The sequence below is a fragment of the Enterobacter sp. J49 genome (genome assembly GCF_002148625.1).
GTDB lineage: Bacteria > Pseudomonadota > Gammaproteobacteria > Enterobacterales > Enterobacteriaceae > Enterobacter > Enterobacter ludwigii.
Genome location: NZ_MWPY01000022.1, coordinates 43,823 through 63,382 on the forward strand (window position 1 = coordinate 43,823; position 19,560 = coordinate 63,382).

Sequence of the window (19,560 nt, forward strand, 5' to 3'; positions counted from 1 at the left end):
CTCTCATAATGGGAAGCCATAATGACGGAACACGATAAATCCTCCGCCGTGGTTGAAGAGACCAGGGAGACTGTGGACATCACGCCGCAGTCAGAAACGACTGAGAAAACCGTTGAGAAGAAGAACGGCAGCAATAAAACCAGCCTCGCGCTGAGCGCGATAGCCATCGCCATTGCGCTGGCCGCCGGCGTTGGTCTCTATGGCCTGGTGAAACAGCAAGGTTCCAGCCAGACGGCGACCAACGACACGCTGGTCAATCAGCTTACCGCCCTGCAAAAAGCGCAGGAGACGCAGAAAACTGAACTGGAAACGGTGATTAAACAGCAGTCCGCGGCGCTCGCTGAGGCGAACAGCAAACAGGAAGAGCTGACCAAACAGCTGGACGACGTGCAGCAGAAAGTCGCCACGATTTCCGGTACCGATGCCAAAACCTGGCTGCTCTCGCAGGCCGATTTCCTGGTGAAGCTGGCCGGACGTAAGCTCTGGAGCGATCAGGACGTCACCACCGCCGCCGCGCTGCTGAAAAGCGCTGATGCGAGCCTGGCAGACATGAACGATCCGAGCCTCATTACCGCGCGTCGTGCCATTACCGAAGATATCGCCAGCCTCTCTGCCGTTTCGCAGGTGGACTACGATGGCATCATCCTGAAGGTCAATCAGCTTTCAAACCAGATTGATAACCTGCAGCTGGCGGATAACAATGACGATGACTCCCCGATGGATTCTGACGGCACCGAGCTTTCCAGCTCCCTGAGCGAATGGCGCGTGAACCTGCAAAAAAGCTGGCAGAACTTTATGGATAGCTTCATTACTATCCGCCGCCGTGACGAAACCGCCGTTCCGCTGTTAGCGCCGAATCAGGACATTTATCTGCGCGAAAACATTCGCTCCCGCCTGCTGGTGGCGGCTCAGGCCGTACCGCGTCATCAGGAAGAAACCTACAAACAGGCGCTTGATAACGTCTCGACATGGGTACGTGCTTACTACAATACCGATGATGCCACGACCACGGCTTTCCTCGATGACATTGATAAACTGAGCCAGCAGAACATCACCATGAACGTGCCGGACAAGCTGGAAAGCCAGCCGATTCTGGAGAAGCTGATGCAGACGCGCGTGCGCAACCTGCTGGCGCAGCCGGGCGTTCCGGCAGAACCTCACGCCCAGGCCCCTACCGCCGCACCAGCGCCTGAAAGCGCGCCACAAGGAGAGTAATGATGCTTAAAGTACTCTTACTCTTCATCCTGCTGATCGCCGGGATCGTGCTGGGGCCGATGCTTGCCGGTCATCAGGGTTACGTCCTGATCCAGACCGATAACTACAACATCGAAACCAGCGTAACGGGTCTGGTGATCATTCTGATCCTCGGGGTGGTGGTGCTCCTTGCGGTGGAGTGGATCCTGCGCCGAATTTTCCGTACCGGTGCGCATACGCGTGGCTGGTTCGTTGGCCGTAAACGCCGCCGCGCCCGTAAGCAGACTGAGCAGGCACTGCTTAAGCTGGCCGAGGGTGACTATCAGCAGGTTGAAAAGCTGATGTCGAAAAATGCTGACCATGCCGAACAGCCGGTGGTGAACTATCTGCTGGCCGCCGAGGCAGCGCAACAGCGGGGTGACGAAGCCCGCGCCAACCAGCACCTGGAACGCGCGTCAGAACTATCTCCGAAAGACCCGATTCCCGTTGAGATCACCCGCGTTCGCCTGCAGCTGGCCCGCAACGAAAACCACGCCGCGCGTCACGGTATCGACCGTCTGCTGGAAGTCTCGCCACGCCACCCGGAAGTGCTGCGTCTTGCCGAGCAGGCCTATATTCGCACCGGTGCCTGGGGTTCACTGCTGGATATCATTCCGTCGATGGCCAAAGCCGACGTCGGTGATGATGAGCATCGTGATGAACTTCAGCGTCTGGCATGGATTGGCCTGATGGATCAGGCACGTGCCGATCTCGGCAGCGATGGCCTGAAAACCTGGTGGAAGAATCAGAGCCGGAAAACGCGTCAGCAGGTTCCGTTGCAGGTTGCGATGGCAGAACATCTGATTGAATGTGACGATCATGACACGGCGCAGGAGATCCTCCTCGACGGACTGAAGCGACAGTATGACGATCGCCTGGTTATGGTGATCCCGCGTCTGAAAACCAATAACCCTGAGCAAATTGAAAAAATGCTGCGTCAGCAGATTAAAGCCGTCGGCGACCGTCCATTGCTGTGGAGTACGCTGGGCCAGTCGCTGATGAAGCACGGTGAATGGCAGGAAGCGAGTCTCGCCTTCCGTGCAGCGCTGAAACAGCGCCCGGACGCGTTTGACTACGCGTGGCTCGCCGATTCGCTGGACAAGCAGCACAAGCCGGAAGAGGCTGCTGCCATGCGCCGCGATGGGCTGTTATTAACGCTGCAAAATAATGGCAACCAGCAATAAATAACAAGGAGGCCAGACGGCCTCCTTTTTTTATTCCCCTTCGCCTGCTACATTCTTTACCACGTCATCTGAAAACGAACCCGCCAATGTAACGACGTCTTTTCATTAACTTTTTTCCATACACGCGACGAGTGCCGCGTGGACTGAATCGTTTTTGAAAGGAAATCGTCATGAACTCCCTTTTGTACGCGCTTATTGAAGCGCTGCGCTGCCACCGCTGGCTGCGCCTGCTGGCCTGTGCCTTTATCTTTACATCACTGGGAAATGGCGTCACCCAGGTGGTGGTCTTCGGCTTACTGTTAGCATGGTCCGCCCCGCCCGCACTGCTTACCCTCGCCTTTCTTTTCGCCACGCTACCTGGCTTTATCGGCAGCCTCATCAGTGAAAAGCTGTGCGCGCGCTATTCTCCGATATCCCTGTTGATACTCACCGAGGGGCTTGGCTTACTGGCCCTGCTCTTTCCCCTGCTCGGCGTGCACTATCACAGTATCCCTGCGTTACTGGCCGTGCAGTCCACCGAAGCACTGCTCAACGGGATGAGCTGGCCTGCGCTGACGCTGCTCTTTAAACGCGGACTCAGAGAAGCAGAACTGCCTGCCGCAACCTGCCTCGAGAATGTGATTTTTGCCGCTCAGGTTTTGTTAGGCACCGGGCTGGGAATGGTACTTTTCCAGAAGATCGCCATCCTCGCCTTGCTGGCCATTGATGCCATCAGCTTTCTCGGATCGCTGTTCATGCTCTGGCTGGCGGGTCGTGTATTTTTAGCGCCCACACTGGCAGTCCCCACTGAAGAGAAAGCGCCTGCGGCTTTACGCTGGCAGATGTTGACCATCCGGCAGAAACGCAGTTTGCTGATTTTGCCTGCGCTGGCCGCCGTCGGTTCACCGGCCATGGCACTTCTTCCGGCAATGGCACAGCAGATCCATCCTCAGGATGCGGCCAGCCTTGCTTTGCCACTGCTTTTTGCAAGGAGCATGGGACAACTTTGCGGTCCCCTCCTGCTAAAAAGAGACAGCCTGACGCGTTTTGCAGCACGCACGCCACGGATTTTACTGTGTCTTGGCATCTTCCTTGCCGCGTATGGGATGCTCCCGCTGTTGTCCGGGTGGATGGCATGCGCGCTGGGGATGATTTTTGTCGCACACCTGGCCTCAAATGTTCTCTTTGCGGCCGGCACGTTTGCCGTACTCAGCAGTTTTCAAACCACGCACATGGCTTCGGCCAGCAGTAAAGTCTGGCGCTGGCAAACGCTCAGTGCCTCGCTTTTCACCGGTATTGCCGCGATGGCGGCGGCAGGGTTTGGCTCCATACAAGCGCTTTACAGCGTTTCGTCAGCCGCTCTTATACTGGTCGCCCTGATCATGTACGTTTACCGGGAATAAGGCATAAAAAAACGCCTGCTATAAAAGCAGGCGTTAAAACAGGTCTGTAAGACAACATATTTGGTGCTTCACTCAACGTTATGCCCATGGTGTCTGATGAGGCCGAAGCGACATCTGTCAGTGGACGATAAGCACCGTAAATGGCTCTGCGTCATTCCTGAGTTTATGAGGCACTAAGGCGAACATAAGAGATGGAATGAGCATCTACACGTATATTATTGCACGTAACGTGCCAACTTGACACGCAGAACTTTTACATCGCGCAACATTTTAAGATAAAAGGAAATTATGTTGTTGAGCGGTATCTTAGACCCTACAACCTGCTGATAAACACGACGAAATGTCGTCTGGAGGAGACACGAAAGCCGCCAAATTATTATATCTTTTACTTTCAGTGTGTTATGTGTCGCTGAATCGCGACAAGGAAGCCGGCTGTTGTCGTGGAATCACTACAGAAGAGAGAAAGGCGTAGAAAACAAAAAACCCCGCCGAAGCGGGGTTCAAAATTGGTCGGCGAGAGAGGATTCGAACCTCCGACCCACTGGTCCCAAACCAGTTGCGCTACCAAGCTGCGCTACTCGCCGATGTACTGCTTTTTGAATTTTTAGTTCAATTCATTAAAAAGTCGTGGTGCGAGGGGGGGGACTTGAACCCCCACGTCCGTAAGAACACTAACACCTGAAGCTAGCGCGTCTACCAATTCCGCCACCTTCGCAATTCACAACTCTTTCAATAATGGGGTGGCTAATGGGATTCGAACCCACGACAACTGGAATCACAATCCAGGGCTCTACCAACTGAGCTATAGCCACCACTGTATTCTTTCACGCGGTACTGACTACTTCTCAGACCACCGCAGCTCTAGCGCCGGGACTAAAATGGCGCGCCCGACAGGATTCGAACCTGAGACCTCTGCCTCCGGAGGGCAGCGCTCTATCCAGCTGAGCTACGGGCGCTTAGCGCCGTTGCGGGGCTGGATATTACGTACCTCCGACCCCGCTGTCTAGTGCTTTTTTGAAAAAAATGCGCGTTTGGTTATGGTTTGCACATTTTGCCGCTTATTCCTCCACTTTCTGCGAGGTAGCGCGGCGGCCCAGGCCAAAAAGCTTATACGCCGCGGTCACCGCCGCCAGGAAGATCATCCCGACAAACAGCGACATGCGCGTATCTTCATTAAAGTACATTCCGATTAATACGCAAACCAGGAACGCCATCGTCAAATAGTTGGCGTACGGGAACAGAATAGAACGGAACGGATGGCTGGCGATGGCCTTTTTATGTGCCTGGCGGAAACGCAGCTGGCTAATCAGGATAACAAACCAGGGCACCATGCCTGGCAGCACGCTGGCGCTGTAGACATAAACGAACACGCGCTGCGGATTCGGGATGATGTAGTTCAGGCAGGAGCCGATCAGCAGGATCACAATCGACACCGCCACTCCCGCAACCGGTACGCCCGCACGCGAAACTTTCGCCATTGCCGCTGGCAGCTGATTGTTTCTGGACAGCGCGTAGAGCATACGTCCGCAGCTGTACATCCCGCTGTTGCAGCCTGACAACGCCGCCGTCAGAACCACAAAGTTAATGATGCCTGCTGCTGCCGTGATGCCAATCTTCGCGAAGGTCAAGACAAACGGGCTACCGGTCGTGCCAATTTCATTCCACGGGAAGATGGTTACGATAACGAAGATCGCCCCCACATAGAAAATCAGGATACGCCACAGCACCTTGCCTACGGCGCTGCGCAGCGTAACCTGCGGGTTTTTCGCTTCACCCGCGGTAATACCGATAAGCTCGACCCCCTGATAAGAGGCCACAACAATACACAGTGCCGTCAGGAAGCCCTTCCAGCCGCCCGCAAAGAAGCCGCCGTTTTCGGTCAGGTTACCAAAGCCAATGGCGTGCCCGCCGTTGCCAAAGCCGAAGAAGATAACGCCCAGCCCGACCACAATCATCACGATGATGGTAGTGACTTTGATCATCGCAAACCAGAATTCGATTTCTCCATAAAGACGAACCGCGGCAAGGTTTGCCAGTGCCACCAGCCCCACGGCAAACAGCGCCGGTATCCACTGGACCATGTCCGGGAACCAGAACTGTACATAGACCCCTATCGCCGTGATTTCAGAGATGCCAACCGCCATCCACATAAACCAGTATGACCATGCCGTCAGGTAGCCAAAGAACGGGCTCATATATCGGTGCGCGTAAACGGCGAAGGAGCCCGTGACGGGCTCCATGAAGAGCATTTCGCCCATCGAACGCATGATGAAGAAAACGAACAATCCCGCAATGATATAAGCCAGCAAGACCGAAGGTCCTGCCCATTTGAGCGTGCTTGCGGAGCCCATAAACAGGCCCACGCCGATAGTGCCGCCCAGCGCTATCAGTTCAATATGACGAGCCTCCAGCCCACGCTGTAGCTCCGGTTTTTTCTCTGCCATAGATCCTCGATTGTGTTTGCTGTTTCCCGACTTCAGGCCGGGTATTGTTTTTTAGGGGTACTAAAATACGGGGCGAATGGTTTCTTAAAATGCAGCAAATGGCAAACGATGCATAAAAAAAATGAATGCATTGCACAGATTCGCAGCAGTTTTGCAGGGGAGTTGCAGCGCGAACAGCATATCGCGCTACATTTTGATTACATTTTCCCGGTGTAGTGCCAGGTAAGGTAGCGAAGCAGACGGATCTGTCGTGTAATCCGCGTCGGCTGAGATAGCAGGCGATACAGCCACTCCAGCCCCAGGTTTTGCCAGACTTTGGGCGCGCGCTTAACGTGGCCGGTAAAAACGTCATACGTTCCGCCAACGCCCATATAAAGGGCATCCGGACACACCTGACGGCAGTCACGCATCAGGATCTCCTGGCGTGGGGAGCCCATCGCCACGGTGATGATTTTCGCTCCACTGTCGCGAACGCGTTTAAACAGCGCCTGCCGGGCCTCTGGTTTGAAGTAGCCATCCTGGCTGCCCACGATGTTAACATTCCATTGACTGCGCAACTTCGCTTCGGTCTGCGCCAGCACCTCCGGCTTACCGCCAATCAGGAATACCGGCGTGCCTTCCGCCCCTGCGCGTGCCATCAGTTGCTCCCAGAGATCGGCCCCTGCCACGCGAGATACATTAGCGCCAGGATACTTTTTGCGGATTGAACGCACCACGCTGATACCGTCGGCATATTTAAATTCAGCCGCTTCTATCAGGCTTCTCACTTCGGCGTTGTCTTCCACCGCCAGCATCTTTTCCGCATTGATGGCGACCAGCGTGCCGGATTTCATCTGACCACCAGCGAACAGAAAATCCAGCGCGTGTTGCATATCACGCCAGCCAATAAGCTGCAGACCGCGCAGCGTATAGCGCGGTGCAGAAGTTTTATCCGTCATGACTTTCCCTACTCACACTTGCGACAGCGTTGTGCTGCCCTGCGGCTCGCGCTTATGCACAAGCCCTGCACTGTCAAACAGCCAGTACAACAGTTTGGCCAGTAACAGGCAGATGCCAAAAACGACCATGAAGAAAACCACGCGCGACACGAATGAATCCAGCCCTTCTCGCGCCAGAACGATCATATTGAAAATGGCACCAAAGCAGAAACTGTGCAAAATAGCCGCCTTATAGCGGTTTGTTTCTTCGTTGCCGCGCACGTAGAGCCAGTCAAACCACTTGATGATCAGCCCCACCACCACCGCCCCCGGCAGGATAAACCAGCTTCCCCCCATCACCACCAGCGAGCCAATCAACGTAGGTGAGATCGCAAGGCCTGAGTGGTTGTTCAGCACTTCCCAGGTAAAATAGTTTGCCGTGTTGAGTACGACGCCGGGACGGTCTGGCCACAGCCAGGTTGGGATAAAGACATAAAAGTCGCGCACAATAGGCGCAAGGCCCTGGAAATCGATTTTGTCGTAGTTTTGCAGCAACAACGCCAGGTTTTCCCATGGCGAGAAGGTGTCGCGCGTGAGATAGAGGAATGTGTAAAACGCCTCGTCACCGGCTACGTTGAGCCCGTAGCGCTTCAGGGCAAGCCAGAACATGCCAACAATGCCAAACACCCCAGCAGCCACCAGCATCCATAAAGAGATCCACCCGCGGATGATGCCGATAAACAGGAAGATTGCGAAAGCGATGATGATGTTTGCACGCGTCCCTCCCACAATCATGTAGGTCAGGAAACCGAAGGCGACGGTACTCACCAGGAAAAACAGCCAGGCTTTGCTGTCCTGACGCAGGAAAAAGATCACCAGCATCGCCGGAATGAAGAAGTAGAAGAAGCGCTTAAGCGCCACGCCCGACACTTCGGCAGAAAAAATCTGGCTGTAGGACTGGAGCTTGAACAGCAGAAAACCATTGTGCATGAAGAAGATACCCACGCTTACCAGCGCGATCGTCATCAGCATCACCCACGTCAGGTGCGTCTCCACCCGGTTCATGGTGAAGAGCGCCCGGCGCGGCGCGGTGGATTGCGCTGAACGCAGGCGCGTTTTATAGGTGGCGTAATAGACGGCGTAGAAGCAGGTCGCTGCCAGGATCGCCTGGAGCAGGATCTCGGGCGGGGCAACGCTCACGTCAAACCGGAAGACCAGAATGCTGGTCAGCGGGAATCCGAAAAAGAAGGTCAGAAGAAACAGTAACGAGAAGAAGACGTTAAAGTTGAAACGCACCCGACGAAACTCGAACCAGGTGAGCGTGGCGATGAATAAAGTGCTCAGAAGCCAAACGATCAGTAAGCCGCTGAATTGCAACTGGCTCATGCTTTGTCTCCTGCAGCGATACGCAGCGCGCGGTGCCACGGCGTGAGGTAGTTCGGGCTAAAGAAGTCGATGGCACTTTTGTCCACCAGCGCCAGTTGTCTCTGCGCTTCGCGGACCACCTCTTCGTTAAGCACATCGGAAGTAAACAGCACCGGCAGATGCTGCTCCGCCATGTCCTGCCAGAATGGGTTTTCGCGATTGAGTACGCAGGGCACACCCGCCTGAATCAGCAGACACAGCGTGCCAATTCCTTGCTGACGCGCAAAGATGAAATAGCCCAGATCGCACCGACGCAGCAGCGCAAGATACTCATCAAATTCCCGCTTATCGTGGAGAATGTGCACATTCGCGGCGCTAAATAACGCGAGTGCCTGCTGGCGGACCTCATTGATATAGGCATCGTTATTGGCCGGATACCCCATCGGCACAATCACATTGACGGTGTCGCCAAACTGCTGATGTACCGCCCTGAGCGCGGCAAGATGTTCATTGCTGCGATCGCCTGAGTTACCCACCAGAATCGTCAGTTTACCCTCGCGCGGAGTATCATTCGCCATGTTGTTCAGCGCCGGGTTCATTCGGGTCGGGAAATAGAGTAGCTCACCGCGTACGTCAGGGTGGCGTTTAGCAAAATAATTGAGATCGCCACGGGTCGCGAAAACGCATCCCACACGCCCCTGCGCCATGCGCCGCAACGGGTAGAAAAGACGGAATTTCCAGCCGCTGGAGACTTCGTAGAGATCGGCTCCCCAGATATGCCAGCTGCACTGCGAAGGTTTGATCCCCCCGCTCAGGAGCGCCAGCCACAGGCCGGTATTAAACTGCCCATGGAAAAAGAAACGTTGCTCACGATCCGCTTTGGCTTTGGCAACAACCGCCTTCGCCAGCGCAGCCTTATCCGGCCAGAAAGAGAGAGTCAGCGCCGGACACGCCACGCTCAGGCCATTATCCTGACCGGCAACCATAAACTCACGAGCGTCGGGATCCCCCGATGCCAGTTCATCATTGAAGAACCGTAACACGGTCTGGTTATGGTGTGGGATATCCGATCCCAGTATGTGAATCAGTGCAGTCATGCGCGTTTACGCCAAAGTAAAAATACGCCGCAACAGGCAGCGAAATAAACGATATAGGTTGCCATATAGGCCTGAGCCGCCCCCAGCGCACCGTGTGCCGGGATCAACCAGTGTGAGAATGCGGTCAGTAATGCAAACTGGCTGATTTCCGCCAGGATATACAACCGTAGCGAGGCTTTCGCAATCACCAGATAACCAAAAACGTAAGCCCCCACTTTCAGTACATCGCCCACCAGTTGCCAGGCAAACAGATCGCGCATGGCGGTAAACTTCGCGGAGAAGAGCAGCCAGATGGCGACATCGCGCAATAGCCATACGGTTAAACTGGCTGCCGCAACGGCGGGAAGGACAAACCGCAGTGAGCGGGAAATTTCGCGCGTGATATCCTGCCTGGAGGTCAGGCGCGATAAGGTTGGCAGCAAATAGACGCTAAAGGAAGCCGTTATAAATTGGAGGTATGCATCGGAAATACTGCTCACCCCTTGCCAAATCCCAACTTCGTCCCAGCTGTAATGCGCCGCCAGCAGGTTTCGCATCATCACATAGGCGACGGGGAGCGTGACGGAGGTGATGAGCGCCATCAGGGTAAATTTTCCCAGCTGGCTTGCCAGCACCTTATCCCATTGAGGTTTCAGGTAACTCAACGGAATCGTGCCCCGACGCATTAGCATGAACGCCGCCGGAACGACCACTAATGCCGGTACCAGCGCCAGCCCCAGCAACGCGCCTTCATAGCCACCCAGCCGATAACAAAAATAGTAGGCAATCACGCCGATGACGCTGCCGAGGATTAACGCCAGTGCGTTCCCGGCCGCATCACGAAAGCCTTTCATCAGCGCCAGCAGCAGGTTAGCCCAGGCAATGCCCAGCTGAACCAGCGCGACCAGACGAACCAGCCCCTGATAATGGGTGTGACCAAATAACCCCTGGCTTATGGGTGCCGCTGCCAGCAGGAAAATAACCGCCATCAGGGTCGAAAAGCCGGTGACCATCGCCGAGGATGTACCGACAACACGGCGAAGCTGGGCCGCATCATCATGGTACTGCGCAACGTATTTCGTGACGCCGTTGAAAATCCCTGCGCCGGCCAGTACCCCAAGGACGGTCACAAGCTGACGGAAATTGCCTGCCAGCCCGACGCCTGAAGGGCCGAATGAGACGGCCAGCAGCTTGACGACCAGTAGCCCGGCGCCAATTTTGACAAGTGTGGACGCGGCGGTCCACACCGATGCTTTTGCCAGAGACATATCAGCCGAAATAACTCAGAAGGGTGTTAATCACCGTACGCTGGTTAACAGGCGCGAGGTTGTAGAACAGTGGCAAACGAAGCAAACGCTCACTTTCTTTCGTGGTGTAGCGATCTTCACCCGTGAAGACCCCAAATGCCTCTCCTGCAGGGCTGGAGTGCAGCGGGATATAGTGGAACACCGCCAGAATTTCGGCTTCTTTTAGCCAGGCAATCAACTTGCTGCGATCGTCGTTATCGCGCAGTTTGATGTAGAACATATGGGCATTATGGACGCAATCAGCCGGAAGTGTCGGCAGCTCAATTCGCCCGGCTTGTGCCAGCGGTTGCAGCGCGTCGTAATAAGTTTGCCACTGGGACAGGCGCTGAAGATTAATGCGGTCCGCTGCCTCCAGCTGCGCCCACAGGTATGCCGCCTGCAGATCGGCCATCAGATAGCTTGAGCCAATATCGCGCCAGGTATATTTGTCTACCTGCCCCCGGAAGAACTGGCTGCGGTTGGTGCCTTTTTCACGGATAACTTCCGCGCGCTCGATCAGCGCACGGTCGTTAATCAGCGTCGCACCACCTTCGCCACCGGCGGTATAGTTTTTGGTTTCGTGGAAGCTAAAGCAGCCGATATGGCCGATCGTTCCCAGCGCTCGCCCTTTATAGGTCGACATCACGCCCTGAGCGGCATCTTCAACCACGAACAGGTCATGTTTTTTGGCGATCGCCATGATGGTGTCCATCTCACACGCCACACCCGCGTAGTGAACCGGCACAATCGCGCGCGTTTTGTCCGTGATTGCCGCTTCAATCAGCGTCTCATCGATGTTCATGGTATCCGGGCGAATATCCACAAAGACGATTTTCGCACCACGCAGGACAAAGGCATTCGCTGTAGAGACGAAGGTGTAGCTCGGCATGATCACTTCATCGCCCGGCTGGATATCCAGCAGCAACGCCGCCATTTCCAGCGATGCGGTACAGGACGGGGTCAGCAGGACTTTAGCGCTGTGAAACCGCTGCTCCATCCACTGCTGGCAGCGACGGGTAAAACCACCGTCACCACAGAGTTTGCCGCTGCCCATAGCAGACTGCATATAGTCGAGTTCAGTGCCCACGACGGGTGGTGCGTTAAATGGAATCATCTTGTCACCTGTATAACCAGTAAGCGGTGGCGTCGATGTTGGCACCACTCGCGATATAACGTTTAAGCGCGGCGGTGTTGCCCATCTGGGTTGCCACCCGCAGAGTCAAAAGCTGTTGCTGCTGCGCCCAGTGAAGCGCCGCCTGCATGAGTTTTTCGCCCATGCCGCGCCCGGCTAATAAACCAATACGCCCCTCGTTCGCGTTGAGCTTACGAAGCGAGACAAATCCCTCAATCTGGCCGTCTGCAGTGCGAAACACCAGGCATACATGGTCAAAGGTGCCTTTTACCGCGTTCTCTACCCACTGGGCGTAGAAACGCCCACTGTCGTCCGGTGCATACCACGGTGCGCGAAAGCGGCTCCGGGCAAACGCCTGTGCCGCCATCTGACGCAGCGCGGGGATATCCTGCTCCGTTGCCACTTCCGCACCGGGCGAATCATGGCAGACGAGCGTAATGGACAGATCAACCTCGCCTTCAACCAGCTGAAAACCTTGTTGCTGGAGCGCATAGAGCAGGTCGGCACGGTCTGCGGGGATCCGGGCCTGTACCCGCGGCCAGGCGGTGAAGTCAGCGTCAGTCAGAACCGGCGCATCGTCGCGCAGGCGCACGATGGCTGATGGCAGACCAAAAAAGGCACTCTCCCACTCAAGGGACTCGAGAACCCCCTTCAGGTGGCTCAACGCCAGACACCTTTCGTATCAACCACATACTGTTGGCGTACGGCATCACCGGACGTCGCTTTAAATTCTTTATGATCCACCAGCAGCACCAGCACATCCGCCGTCGCCAGCGCCTCATCCAGCGCGGTCAACGTACAGTGGCCCGCCAGTTTTGCCGGCAGTTCATGAATATTGGGTTCAACCACCAGCGTTTCACCGGTGTGCCAGCCAGCGATCATCTCTGCAATCTCCATCGCCGGGCTTTCGCGTAAGTCGTCAATATTCGGTTTGAATGCCAGACCAAAGCAGGCAATTTTCAGCTCACTGGCGCGTTTGCCGCTCTCAGCCAGACAGTCCGCGACGGTGGCTTTTACCTGACTGAGCACCCAGTGTGGCTTGCTGTCATTCACTTCACGCGCGGTGCGGATCAGGCGGGCCTGCGCCGGGTTTTGCGCCACAATAAACCACGGGTCGACAGCGATACAGTGACCGCCCACGCCCGGGCCAGGCTGGAGGATATTTACGCGCGGATGGCGATTCGCCAGGCTAATCAACTCCCAGACGTTAATCCCCTGATCGGCGCAAATCAGCGACAGTTCATTCGCGAAGGCGATATTCACGTCCCGGAAACTATTTTCCGTGAGCTTGCACATTTCGGCGGTGCGGGAGTTGGTCACCACACATTCGCCTTCAAGGAAAATCTTGTAAAGCGCGCTGGCGCGTGCAGAACAGACTGGCGTCATGCCGCCGATCACGCGATCGTTTTTAATCAGCTCTACCATCACCTGACCTGGCAGCACGCGCTCAGGACAGTAAGCAATATTGATATCAGCTTGCTCGCCCGCCTGCTGCGGGAAGCGTAAGTCAGGTCGGGCTTGCGCCAGCCACTGCGCCATCTGTTCGGTAGCACCGACGGGCGAAGTGGACTCCAGGATCACCAGAGCCCCTTTTTTCAGGACCGGTGCAATCGATTTTGCCGCCGCTTCGACATAAGCCATGTCGGGCTCATGGTCACCTTTAAAGGGGGTTGGCACCGCAATAAGATATGCATCCGCCTCGACCGGCGTCGTGCTGGCACGCAGGAATCCGCCATCAACCGCCTCTTTCACCACGCGGTCGAGATCGGGCTCCACGATATGAATTTCGCCACGGTTAATGGTTTCCACCGCACGCGCGTTGATATCCACGCCCACAACCTGTTTTTGACGGGAGGCAAACGCTGCCGCGGTGGGCAAGCCAATGTAGCCAAGACCAATGACAGAGATGGTAGTAAAACTCATAGCGATACCCGATTGTGTTTAAGTGCATGCAAAATACGGCCACAAGCCTGCCCATCACCATACGGGTTATGGGCCCGGCTCATCGCCTGATACTCTTCGTCGTCGTGCAGCAGGCGCGTCACCTCTTCGACGATCAGCTGTGTATTGGTGCCGACCAGACGTACCGTGCCCGCTTTCACCGCTTCCGGGCGTTCGGTCGTTTCACGCATGACCAGCACAGGCTTGCCGAGAGACGGCGCCTCTTCCTGAATACCACCGGAATCGGTCAGGATCAGCCAGGCGTGGTTCATCAACCAGACAAACGGCAAGTAGTCCTGCGGTTCAATCAGCAGGACGTTTTCTATATGCCCAAGGATACGGTTGACCGGCTCGCTGACGTTAGGATTAAGGTGTACCGGGTAGACAATCTGCACATCCTGATTCTGCGCGGCGATTTCCGCCAGGGCATGACAGATTTGCTCAAAACCGCGTCCAAAGCTCTCGCGACGGTGGCCGGTGACCAGAATGGTTTTTTTGCCATTGTTCAGGAAGGGGTAGCGTGCGGCGAGTTCTTTCTGAAGATCGTTGTTTGACAGCACGCGGTCACGAACCCAAATCAGGGCATCAATCACCGTATTCCCGGTGACAAAGATTTTGTTGTCGGCAATATTTTCACGCAGCAGGTTCTGTCGTGAGTTTTCGGTGGGCGCAAAATGGTACATCGCCAGATGGCCGGTGAGTGTGCGGTTGGCCTCTTCGGGCCACGGCGAATAAAGGTTGCCGGTACGCAGACCCGCCTCAACATGGCCGACAGGAATTCGCTGGTAAAACGCAGCCAGGCTGGTTGCCACCGTGGTGGTGGTATCGCCATGCACCAGAACCACGTCAGGTTTGAAGGACTCCAGAATCGGCTTGAGCTCTTGCAGAATACGGCAGGTGATCTCCGTTAACCCCTGCCCCGGTTTCATAATATTGAGATCGTAATCCGGGACGATAGAAAAGAGAGTTAAGACCTGATCGAGCATCTCACGGTGTTGGGCAGTGACGCACACTTTCGCTTCAATATCAGGATCACTGGCCAGCGCATGAACCAGAGGTGCCATCTTAATGGCCTCCGGCCTGGTGCCAAATACGGTAAGTACTTTCACATCGATTCTCTTCGATTAAACGATGAAGGCCGCAGCCTTCATCGTAGACGGCGTTCTTAGTTAGTGCGACGACGCGTTAACGCCACGCCTGCGCCGGTCAGTGCACCCACAATCCCCCACATGATCATCAGGAATGCGCGGCGCGGACTATCGCGTTTTACAGGTTCTTCAGGCGTTCGCAAATAACGATAGGTCTGAAAACGCGGGTCCATTGTTGGACCGACATTCAGGGTGTTCAGCATCGCGCGGTTTTGATCGTAGTCGAGGTCAAAATCAGGGCCAACGGCCTGGAGGTTTTCCAGTCGAGCCTGCAGCATTGGGCGCCCGAGAAGGAACATTTCTGAATCAGGCAGTTCATCTGCCGGCACGTCCGTCTCAGTGCGGGAAATATTGTGCTGTTCGGCAATTTTTAGCGCCTGCTCAATATTGTGTACACGGCGGGCGAAGATGGCTTTAGCCACCTCTTCCTGACGTTTAACCTGCGCTTTCATCTGGATGGTACGGGCAGCCCAGGCACCTTTCAGCTCTTCATTAAGGTGGCTTGCCGCACGCTGGCTGGCAAAGGCAACGTACTGGCGCAACAGGTTATTGGCATCCGGCGCGGTTTCGGCAATCAGCTTGACGCTGTCGTTGACGTTACGCAGCGCATCTCCCGGCATAAACTGAATGTTGTTAATCATGTCATCCAGCAGCGCGGCATCGGCTTTACTGTTGCCCACCATCCGTTGCTTGTAATAATCCGTCTGGCTCCAGAAATCACGGCGCGTATCCCAGGAAGCCAGCTGCATCACAAACTCTTTATAGGCCTCATCCATGACGGAAGCCTGATCTGGGGTGGCCAGATTGGCTTTGATATCCAGGTTACGCAGGAACTGCTGCTGGGAATAGAACCCCCCGAGCATATTAACCGTTGGTTTATCAGTGATTGCCGTAGCGCTCCACTCTTGTTTTGCAAAGAAGGTGTAGGCCAGCGCTAACAATGCAAACCCCAGCGCGATCCCCGCAATCCAAAGTTTGCCTGCCCACAACACGCGAAACAAACCCCGAATATCCAGCTCATTCTCAGTTACCACTGATTTCGCTCCCGCCAACGGTTGAGTCATCATAGTCCCGGTTTTACTTAGTTAATGTTGTATTGTTGCCACTGTTGCGACGCATCCTGCGTTTAAGACGTTTAATAAACCGCGCCACTTTCCATGCGCGCTTAATGCAGTAGCCGTACAGGAAAAACGCTAGCAAGAATAATACCAACATGACCCATTCAGGGATGAAATGAGCATATTCCGCAGCCACCCCAATTGCCGCCAGAATAGCGGCAGCCAGGGTAATCAGCACAAACGCCTGACGTGAAGTAAAACCGGCACGCATGATGAGATGGTGAATATGCTGGCGATCGGGAGAGAAAGGACTCATTCCTTTACGCAGACGACGATACATAATCGCCACCATATCCATTAGCGGAATGGCAATAATCCACAGCGCTGTTACCGGGCTAATCGGGTGAGTTTTACCCTGAGTGGTCTCCAGCAAAATCCAGATAACGGTAAAGCCGATCAGCGTACTGCCCGCATCACCCATAAACACTTTATAGCGACGACCGAGCGCACCGAGATTTAAGAGGATATAAGGCAGAATGGCGGCAATCATGGCAAAACACCACATCGACAGGCTGTACTGACCATCGAACCATAAAATGATGCCGATTGCGGCAAACGAAACCGACGACAATCCACCGAGCAGGCCGTCAATACCATCCACCATGTTGAACGCATTTATCGCCGCCCAGACGGCAAACAGTGTCAGGAAGAAGCCAAAGGGCCCCAGTACTAACTCCCAGGGTCCGAACACATAACCGAGGCTTCTCAGGTATAGCCCGCCAACGACCATCATGATCACGCCAATGGCGGCCTGGACGGTGGCGCGAATTTTTACCGCGATATCGAACCGATCATCCAGCGCCCCGACTAATACCAGGACACCGGCGCAGGCAAGGTAGAGGGCGGCGTGTGGAATATAATAATCCGCAATACCAAACGTGAAACAGATACCAGCGTAAACAGAAATCCCTCCAACCAGAGGAATAAGTCCCTGATGACGTTTACGAAAATTAGGCTTATCCACCAACCCTATTCTTTTGGCCACCTTACGCGCGATGAACAAAAAACAGGTTGTGAATAAAAAAATACTGATTAGCTCAGTAACGGCGGTGAGTAGATTCACAATGGATTGCTCTCAACAAAAGTTAGTCCCGGAAGTATAACCATGAAGCCCCTGCCTCAGAAGTAATAAAGAAGGCTTCTTACAACTCCCTTTGTATATTTTTCAATCAATTATTTCGTTAACTGCACAAACAGTCTTATTGTCGCACTGACTGGTCTGAAATGGGAGTCTGCATTAATAGCGTATAAGCCATAAAAGAAAAACGCCACGTAAAAACGTGGCGCTTGCTGGCTTTATTTGCGTTACGAGCGTTTCATCATATCGAAGAAATCGTCGTTAGTTTTGGTCATCGCCAGTTTGTTAATGAGGAACTCCATTGCGTCGATTTCACCCATTGGATGGATGATTTTGCGCAGGATCCACATTTTCTGCAGCTCTTCCTGGGTGGTGAGCAGCTCTTCTTTACGGGTACCGGAACGGTTGTAGTCGATAGCCGGGAAGACGCGTTTCTCAGCAATTTTACGAGAGAGGTGCAGTTCCATGTTACCTGTACCTTTAAACTCTTCGTAAATAACTTCGTCCATTTTGGAACCCGTATCGATCAGCGCCGTAGCGATGATGGTCAGGCTGCCGCCCTCTTCCACGTTACGTGCCGCACCGAAGAAGCGTTTTGGACGATGCAGGGCGTTAGCATCCACCCCCCCCGTCAGCACTTTACCGGAAGCCGGAACGACGGTGTTGTAGGCACGCGCCAGACGGGTGATGGAGTCGAGCAGGATGATCACGTCTTTCTTGTGTTCAACCAGGCGTTTCGCCTTCTCGATAACCATTTCCGCAACCTGCACGTGGCGAGATGCGGGTTCGTCAAAGGTAGAAGCAACCACTTCACCTTTAACCAGACGCTGCATCTCGGTCACTTCTTCCGGACGTTCGTCAATCAGCAGTACCATCAGTACGCAGTCTGGGTGGTTATAAGCGATGCTCTGCGCGATATTCTGCAGCAGCATGGTTTTACCCGCTTTTGGCGGTGCGACGATCAGACCACGCTGGCCACGACCGATTGGCGATGCCAGATCCAGGACGCGAGCGGTTAAATCTTCAGTTGAGCCGTTACCACGCTCCATGCGCAGGCGAGAGTTCGCGTGCAGCGGCGTTAAGTTCTCAAACAGGATCTTATTACGGGAGTTTTCCGGTTTGTCGAAGTTAACTTCATTCACTTTCAACAGCGCAAAGTAGCGTTCACCCTCTTTTGGAGGACGAATCTTACCTGAAATGGTGTCACCAGTGCGGAGGTTGAAACGGCGGATTTGGCTAGGGGATACGTAGATGTCGTCAGGGCCGGCGAGGTAGGAGCTGTCTGCAGAGCGGAGGAAACCAAATCCGTCTTGCAATATCTCCAGCACACCGTCGCCAAAGATATCTTCGCCACTCTTAGCGTGCTGCTTCAGGATGGCGAAAATGATGTCCTGCTTGCGCATACGAGCCTGGTTTTCCAGCCCCATATTTTCGCCGAGAGTGATCAGCTCAGAAACCGGCGTATTCTTTAATTCGGTAAGATTCATAATGGTGTGGGTTCTTAAACTCGGGGTGATACTCGAACTTAATGTTGTGAATGGTATGGCAGGGTCATCCATGCCTGTTTAGCGGCCATCAACTCATGTCTGTTCGCTGTCTGGTCACAGGGAAAAAACGCAGAACTGAAACGACAAGACGGATTGAGTGACAAGCCCGGAATTTAGCAACTTCACGCACTGTTTGTGTCAACAACGGGAAGTATCGGGTAAAACAAGATTCAAACAACAAGATATGTTTAAAACGAAGTCATAGCTAACTTAGCACGACTTCAGCCGGGCGTCCAGAGTTCCACATAATTTAGGCGCTCTGGACGCGCAGCAAAGAAACCTTACGCCAGATTAGCGTCGAGGAACTCTTTCAGTTGACCTTTGGACAGTGCGCCCACTTTGGTCGCTGCCACTTCGCCGTTTTTGAACAGCAGCAGGGTCGGAATGCCACGGATACCGTATTTTGGTGCGGTGCCCGGGTTCTGGTCGATGTTCAGCTTGGCAACGGTCAGTTTGCCCTGATATTCGTCAGCGATCTCATCCAGAATCGGGGCGATCATTTTGCAAGGACCACACCATTCAGCCCAGAAATCGACGAGTGTCAGCCCGTCAGCCTTAAGTACGTCCGTGTCAAAACTGTCGTCAGTCAGGTGAATAATTTTATCGCTCATATATAACTCCACAGGAATAAGCCTGGTGCGTTGGTTTCGCCCTCATCAACGACGTGTTGATGTCGCATTAACCAACTAAAGGTTGACTTTATTTCACC

At 54.4% G+C, this 19,560-nt stretch carries 16 protein-coding genes and 4 tRNA genes; 3 read left to right on the forward strand and 17 right to left on the reverse strand.

The features are described from left to right. The first annotated feature begins 21 nt into the window (after positions 1 to 21). The 3 genes from hemX to BJP35_RS04680 all read left to right on the forward strand — a co-directional run bounded on the left by hemX (position 22) and on the right by BJP35_RS04680 (position 3,799). Positions 22 to 1,215, forward strand: coding sequence for a uroporphyrinogen-III C-methyltransferase (gene hemX / locus BJP35_RS04670; RefSeq protein ID WP_086462930.1), 1,194 nt, complete (start codon positions 22 to 24; stop codon positions 1,213 to 1,215). 2 nt (positions 1,216 to 1,217) lie between these two features. After that, positions 1,218 to 2,417 carry a protoheme IX biogenesis protein HemY gene (hemY, locus tag BJP35_RS04675; RefSeq protein ID WP_073397804.1) on the forward strand — a complete coding sequence of 400 codons (1,200 nt, stop codon included), beginning with the start codon at positions 1,218 to 1,220 and terminating at the stop codon, positions 2,415 to 2,417. A 170-nt stretch (positions 2,418 to 2,587) separates the two neighbouring features. Then, entirely contained in the window at positions 2,588 to 3,799 is a 1,212-nt protein-coding gene (locus tag BJP35_RS04680; RefSeq protein ID WP_086462931.1) for an MFS transporter, read from the forward strand. 507 nt (positions 3,800 to 4,306) lie between these two features. Here the strand turns inward: BJP35_RS04680 and BJP35_RS04690 are convergent. From BJP35_RS04690 to trxA, 17 genes are all read right to left on the reverse strand, one after another. Continuing rightward, a tRNA-Pro gene (locus BJP35_RS04690) sits at positions 4,307 to 4,383 on the reverse strand. A 44-nt stretch (positions 4,384 to 4,427) separates the two neighbouring features. Then, positions 4,428 to 4,514, reverse strand: a tRNA-Leu gene (locus BJP35_RS04695). A gap of 21 nt (positions 4,515 to 4,535) precedes the next feature. Beyond that, a tRNA-His gene (locus BJP35_RS04700) sits at positions 4,536 to 4,611 on the reverse strand. 67 nt (positions 4,612 to 4,678) lie between these two features. Next, positions 4,679 to 4,755, reverse strand: a tRNA-Arg gene (locus tag BJP35_RS04705). A gap of 102 nt (positions 4,756 to 4,857) precedes the next feature. Beyond that, on the reverse strand, positions 4,858 to 6,243 hold the full coding sequence (locus BJP35_RS04710) for an amino acid permease (protein ID WP_086462932.1): 1,386 nt from the start codon (positions 6,241 to 6,243) through the stop codon (positions 4,858 to 4,860). Between the two features lie 197 nt (positions 6,244 to 6,440). Continuing rightward, complete coding sequence (gene wecG, locus BJP35_RS04715; RefSeq protein ID WP_014172146.1) at positions 6,441 to 7,181, reverse strand: lipopolysaccharide N-acetylmannosaminouronosyltransferase; 741 nt, start codon at positions 7,179 to 7,181, stop codon at positions 6,441 to 6,443. A gap of 12 nt (positions 7,182 to 7,193) precedes the next feature. Beyond that, positions 7,194 to 8,546 carry an ECA oligosaccharide polymerase gene (gene wzyE / locus BJP35_RS04720; RefSeq protein WP_020882888.1) on the reverse strand — a complete coding sequence of 451 codons (1,353 nt, stop codon included), beginning with the start codon at positions 8,544 to 8,546 and terminating at the stop codon, positions 7,194 to 7,196. Beyond that, complete coding sequence (locus tag BJP35_RS04725; protein WP_047742267.1) at positions 8,543 to 9,622, reverse strand: TDP-N-acetylfucosamine:lipid II N-acetylfucosaminyltransferase; 1,080 nt, start codon at positions 9,620 to 9,622, stop codon at positions 8,543 to 8,545. Before BJP35_RS04725 ends, wzyE begins: the two co-directional genes overlap by 4 nt. Continuing rightward, complete coding sequence (gene wzxE, locus BJP35_RS04730) at positions 9,619 to 10,869, reverse strand: lipid III flippase WzxE (RefSeq protein WP_014172149.1); 1,251 nt, start codon at positions 10,867 to 10,869, stop codon at positions 9,619 to 9,621. The genes BJP35_RS04725 and wzxE overlap by 4 nt, the downstream gene beginning before the upstream one ends. Position 10,870: 1 nt before the next feature. Further along, the gene (rffA, locus tag BJP35_RS04735; protein WP_086462933.1) at positions 10,871 to 12,001 is read right to left on the reverse strand and encodes a dTDP-4-amino-4,6-dideoxygalactose transaminase; all 1,131 of its coding nucleotides are present in this window, start codon (positions 11,999 to 12,001) and stop codon (positions 10,871 to 10,873) included. Between the two features lie 4 nt (positions 12,002 to 12,005). After that, positions 12,006 to 12,683 (reverse strand): dTDP-4-amino-4,6-dideoxy-D-galactose acyltransferase, encoded by a 678-nt coding sequence (rffC, locus tag BJP35_RS04740; RefSeq protein ID WP_086462934.1) that lies wholly within the window; start codon positions 12,681 to 12,683, stop codon positions 12,006 to 12,008. Next, entirely contained in the window at positions 12,680 to 13,942 is a 1,263-nt protein-coding gene (wecC, locus tag BJP35_RS04745) for a UDP-N-acetyl-D-mannosamine dehydrogenase (protein WP_025202775.1), read from the reverse strand. The genes rffC and wecC overlap by 4 nt, the downstream gene beginning before the upstream one ends. Continuing rightward, a complete protein-coding gene (wecB, locus tag BJP35_RS04750; protein WP_032679224.1) occupies positions 13,939 to 15,069 on the reverse strand; it encodes a non-hydrolyzing UDP-N-acetylglucosamine 2-epimerase in 1,131 nt (376 codons plus the stop codon). Before wecB ends, wecC begins: the two co-directional genes overlap by 4 nt. A 56-nt stretch (positions 15,070 to 15,125) precedes the next feature. Then, complete coding sequence (wzzE, locus tag BJP35_RS04755) at positions 15,126 to 16,172, reverse strand: ECA polysaccharide chain length modulation protein (RefSeq protein WP_020882894.1); 1,047 nt, start codon at positions 16,170 to 16,172, stop codon at positions 15,126 to 15,128. 13 nt (positions 16,173 to 16,185) lie between these two features. Further along, positions 16,186 to 17,289, reverse strand: coding sequence for a UDP-N-acetylglucosamine--undecaprenyl-phosphate N-acetylglucosaminephosphotransferase (gene wecA, locus BJP35_RS04760; RefSeq protein ID WP_014172155.1), 1,104 nt, complete (start codon positions 17,287 to 17,289; stop codon positions 16,186 to 16,188). 242 nt (positions 17,290 to 17,531) lie between these two features. Beyond that, positions 17,532 to 18,791: a transcription termination factor Rho gene (rho, locus tag BJP35_RS04765; RefSeq protein WP_008501566.1), complete on the reverse strand. Its 1,260-nt coding sequence runs from the start codon at positions 18,789 to 18,791 to the stop codon at positions 17,532 to 17,534. 341 nt (positions 18,792 to 19,132) lie between these two features. Then, positions 19,133 to 19,462 (reverse strand): thioredoxin TrxA, encoded by a 330-nt coding sequence (gene trxA / locus BJP35_RS04770; RefSeq protein ID WP_004386384.1) that lies wholly within the window; start codon positions 19,460 to 19,462, stop codon positions 19,133 to 19,135. Between the last annotated feature and the right edge of the window lie 98 nt (positions 19,463 to 19,560).

Coding starts and splice junctions, on each gene's coding strand:
- hemY (WP_073397804.1), top strand. CDS start 1,218: ATGCTTAAAGTACTCTTACTCTTCATCCTGCTGATCGCCGGGATCGTG.
- wzxE (WP_014172149.1), bottom strand. CDS start 10,869: ATGTCTCTGGCAAAAGCATCGGTGTGGACCGCCGCGTCCACACTTGTC.
- BJP35_RS04725 (WP_047742267.1), bottom strand. CDS start 9,622: ATGACTGCACTGATTCACATACTGGGATCGGATATCCCACACCATAAC.
- BJP35_RS04680 (WP_086462931.1), top strand. CDS start 2,588: ATGAACTCCCTTTTGTACGCGCTTATTGAAGCGCTGCGCTGCCACCGC.
- rho (WP_008501566.1), bottom strand. CDS start 18,791: ATGAATCTTACCGAATTAAAGAATACGCCGGTTTCTGAGCTGATCACT.
- rffA (WP_086462933.1), bottom strand. CDS start 12,001: ATGATTCCATTTAACGCACCACCCGTCGTGGGCACTGAACTCGACTAT.
- wzzE (WP_020882894.1), bottom strand. CDS start 16,172: ATGACTCAACCGTTGGCGGGAGCGAAATCAGTGGTAACTGAGAATGAG.
- wzyE (WP_020882888.1), bottom strand. CDS start 8,546: ATGAGCCAGTTGCAATTCAGCGGCTTACTGATCGTTTGGCTTCTGAGC.
- BJP35_RS04710 (WP_086462932.1), bottom strand. CDS start 6,243: ATGGCAGAGAAAAAACCGGAGCTACAGCGTGGGCTGGAGGCTCGTCAT.
- hemX (WP_086462930.1), top strand. CDS start 22: ATGACGGAACACGATAAATCCTCCGCCGTGGTTGAAGAGACCAGGGAG.
- trxA (WP_004386384.1), bottom strand. CDS start 19,462: ATGAGCGATAAAATTATTCACCTGACTGACGACAGTTTTGACACGGAC.
- wecC (WP_025202775.1), bottom strand. CDS start 13,942: ATGAGTTTTACTACCATCTCTGTCATTGGTCTTGGCTACATTGGCTTG.
- wecG (WP_014172146.1), bottom strand. CDS start 7,181: ATGACGGATAAAACTTCTGCACCGCGCTATACGCTGCGCGGTCTGCAG.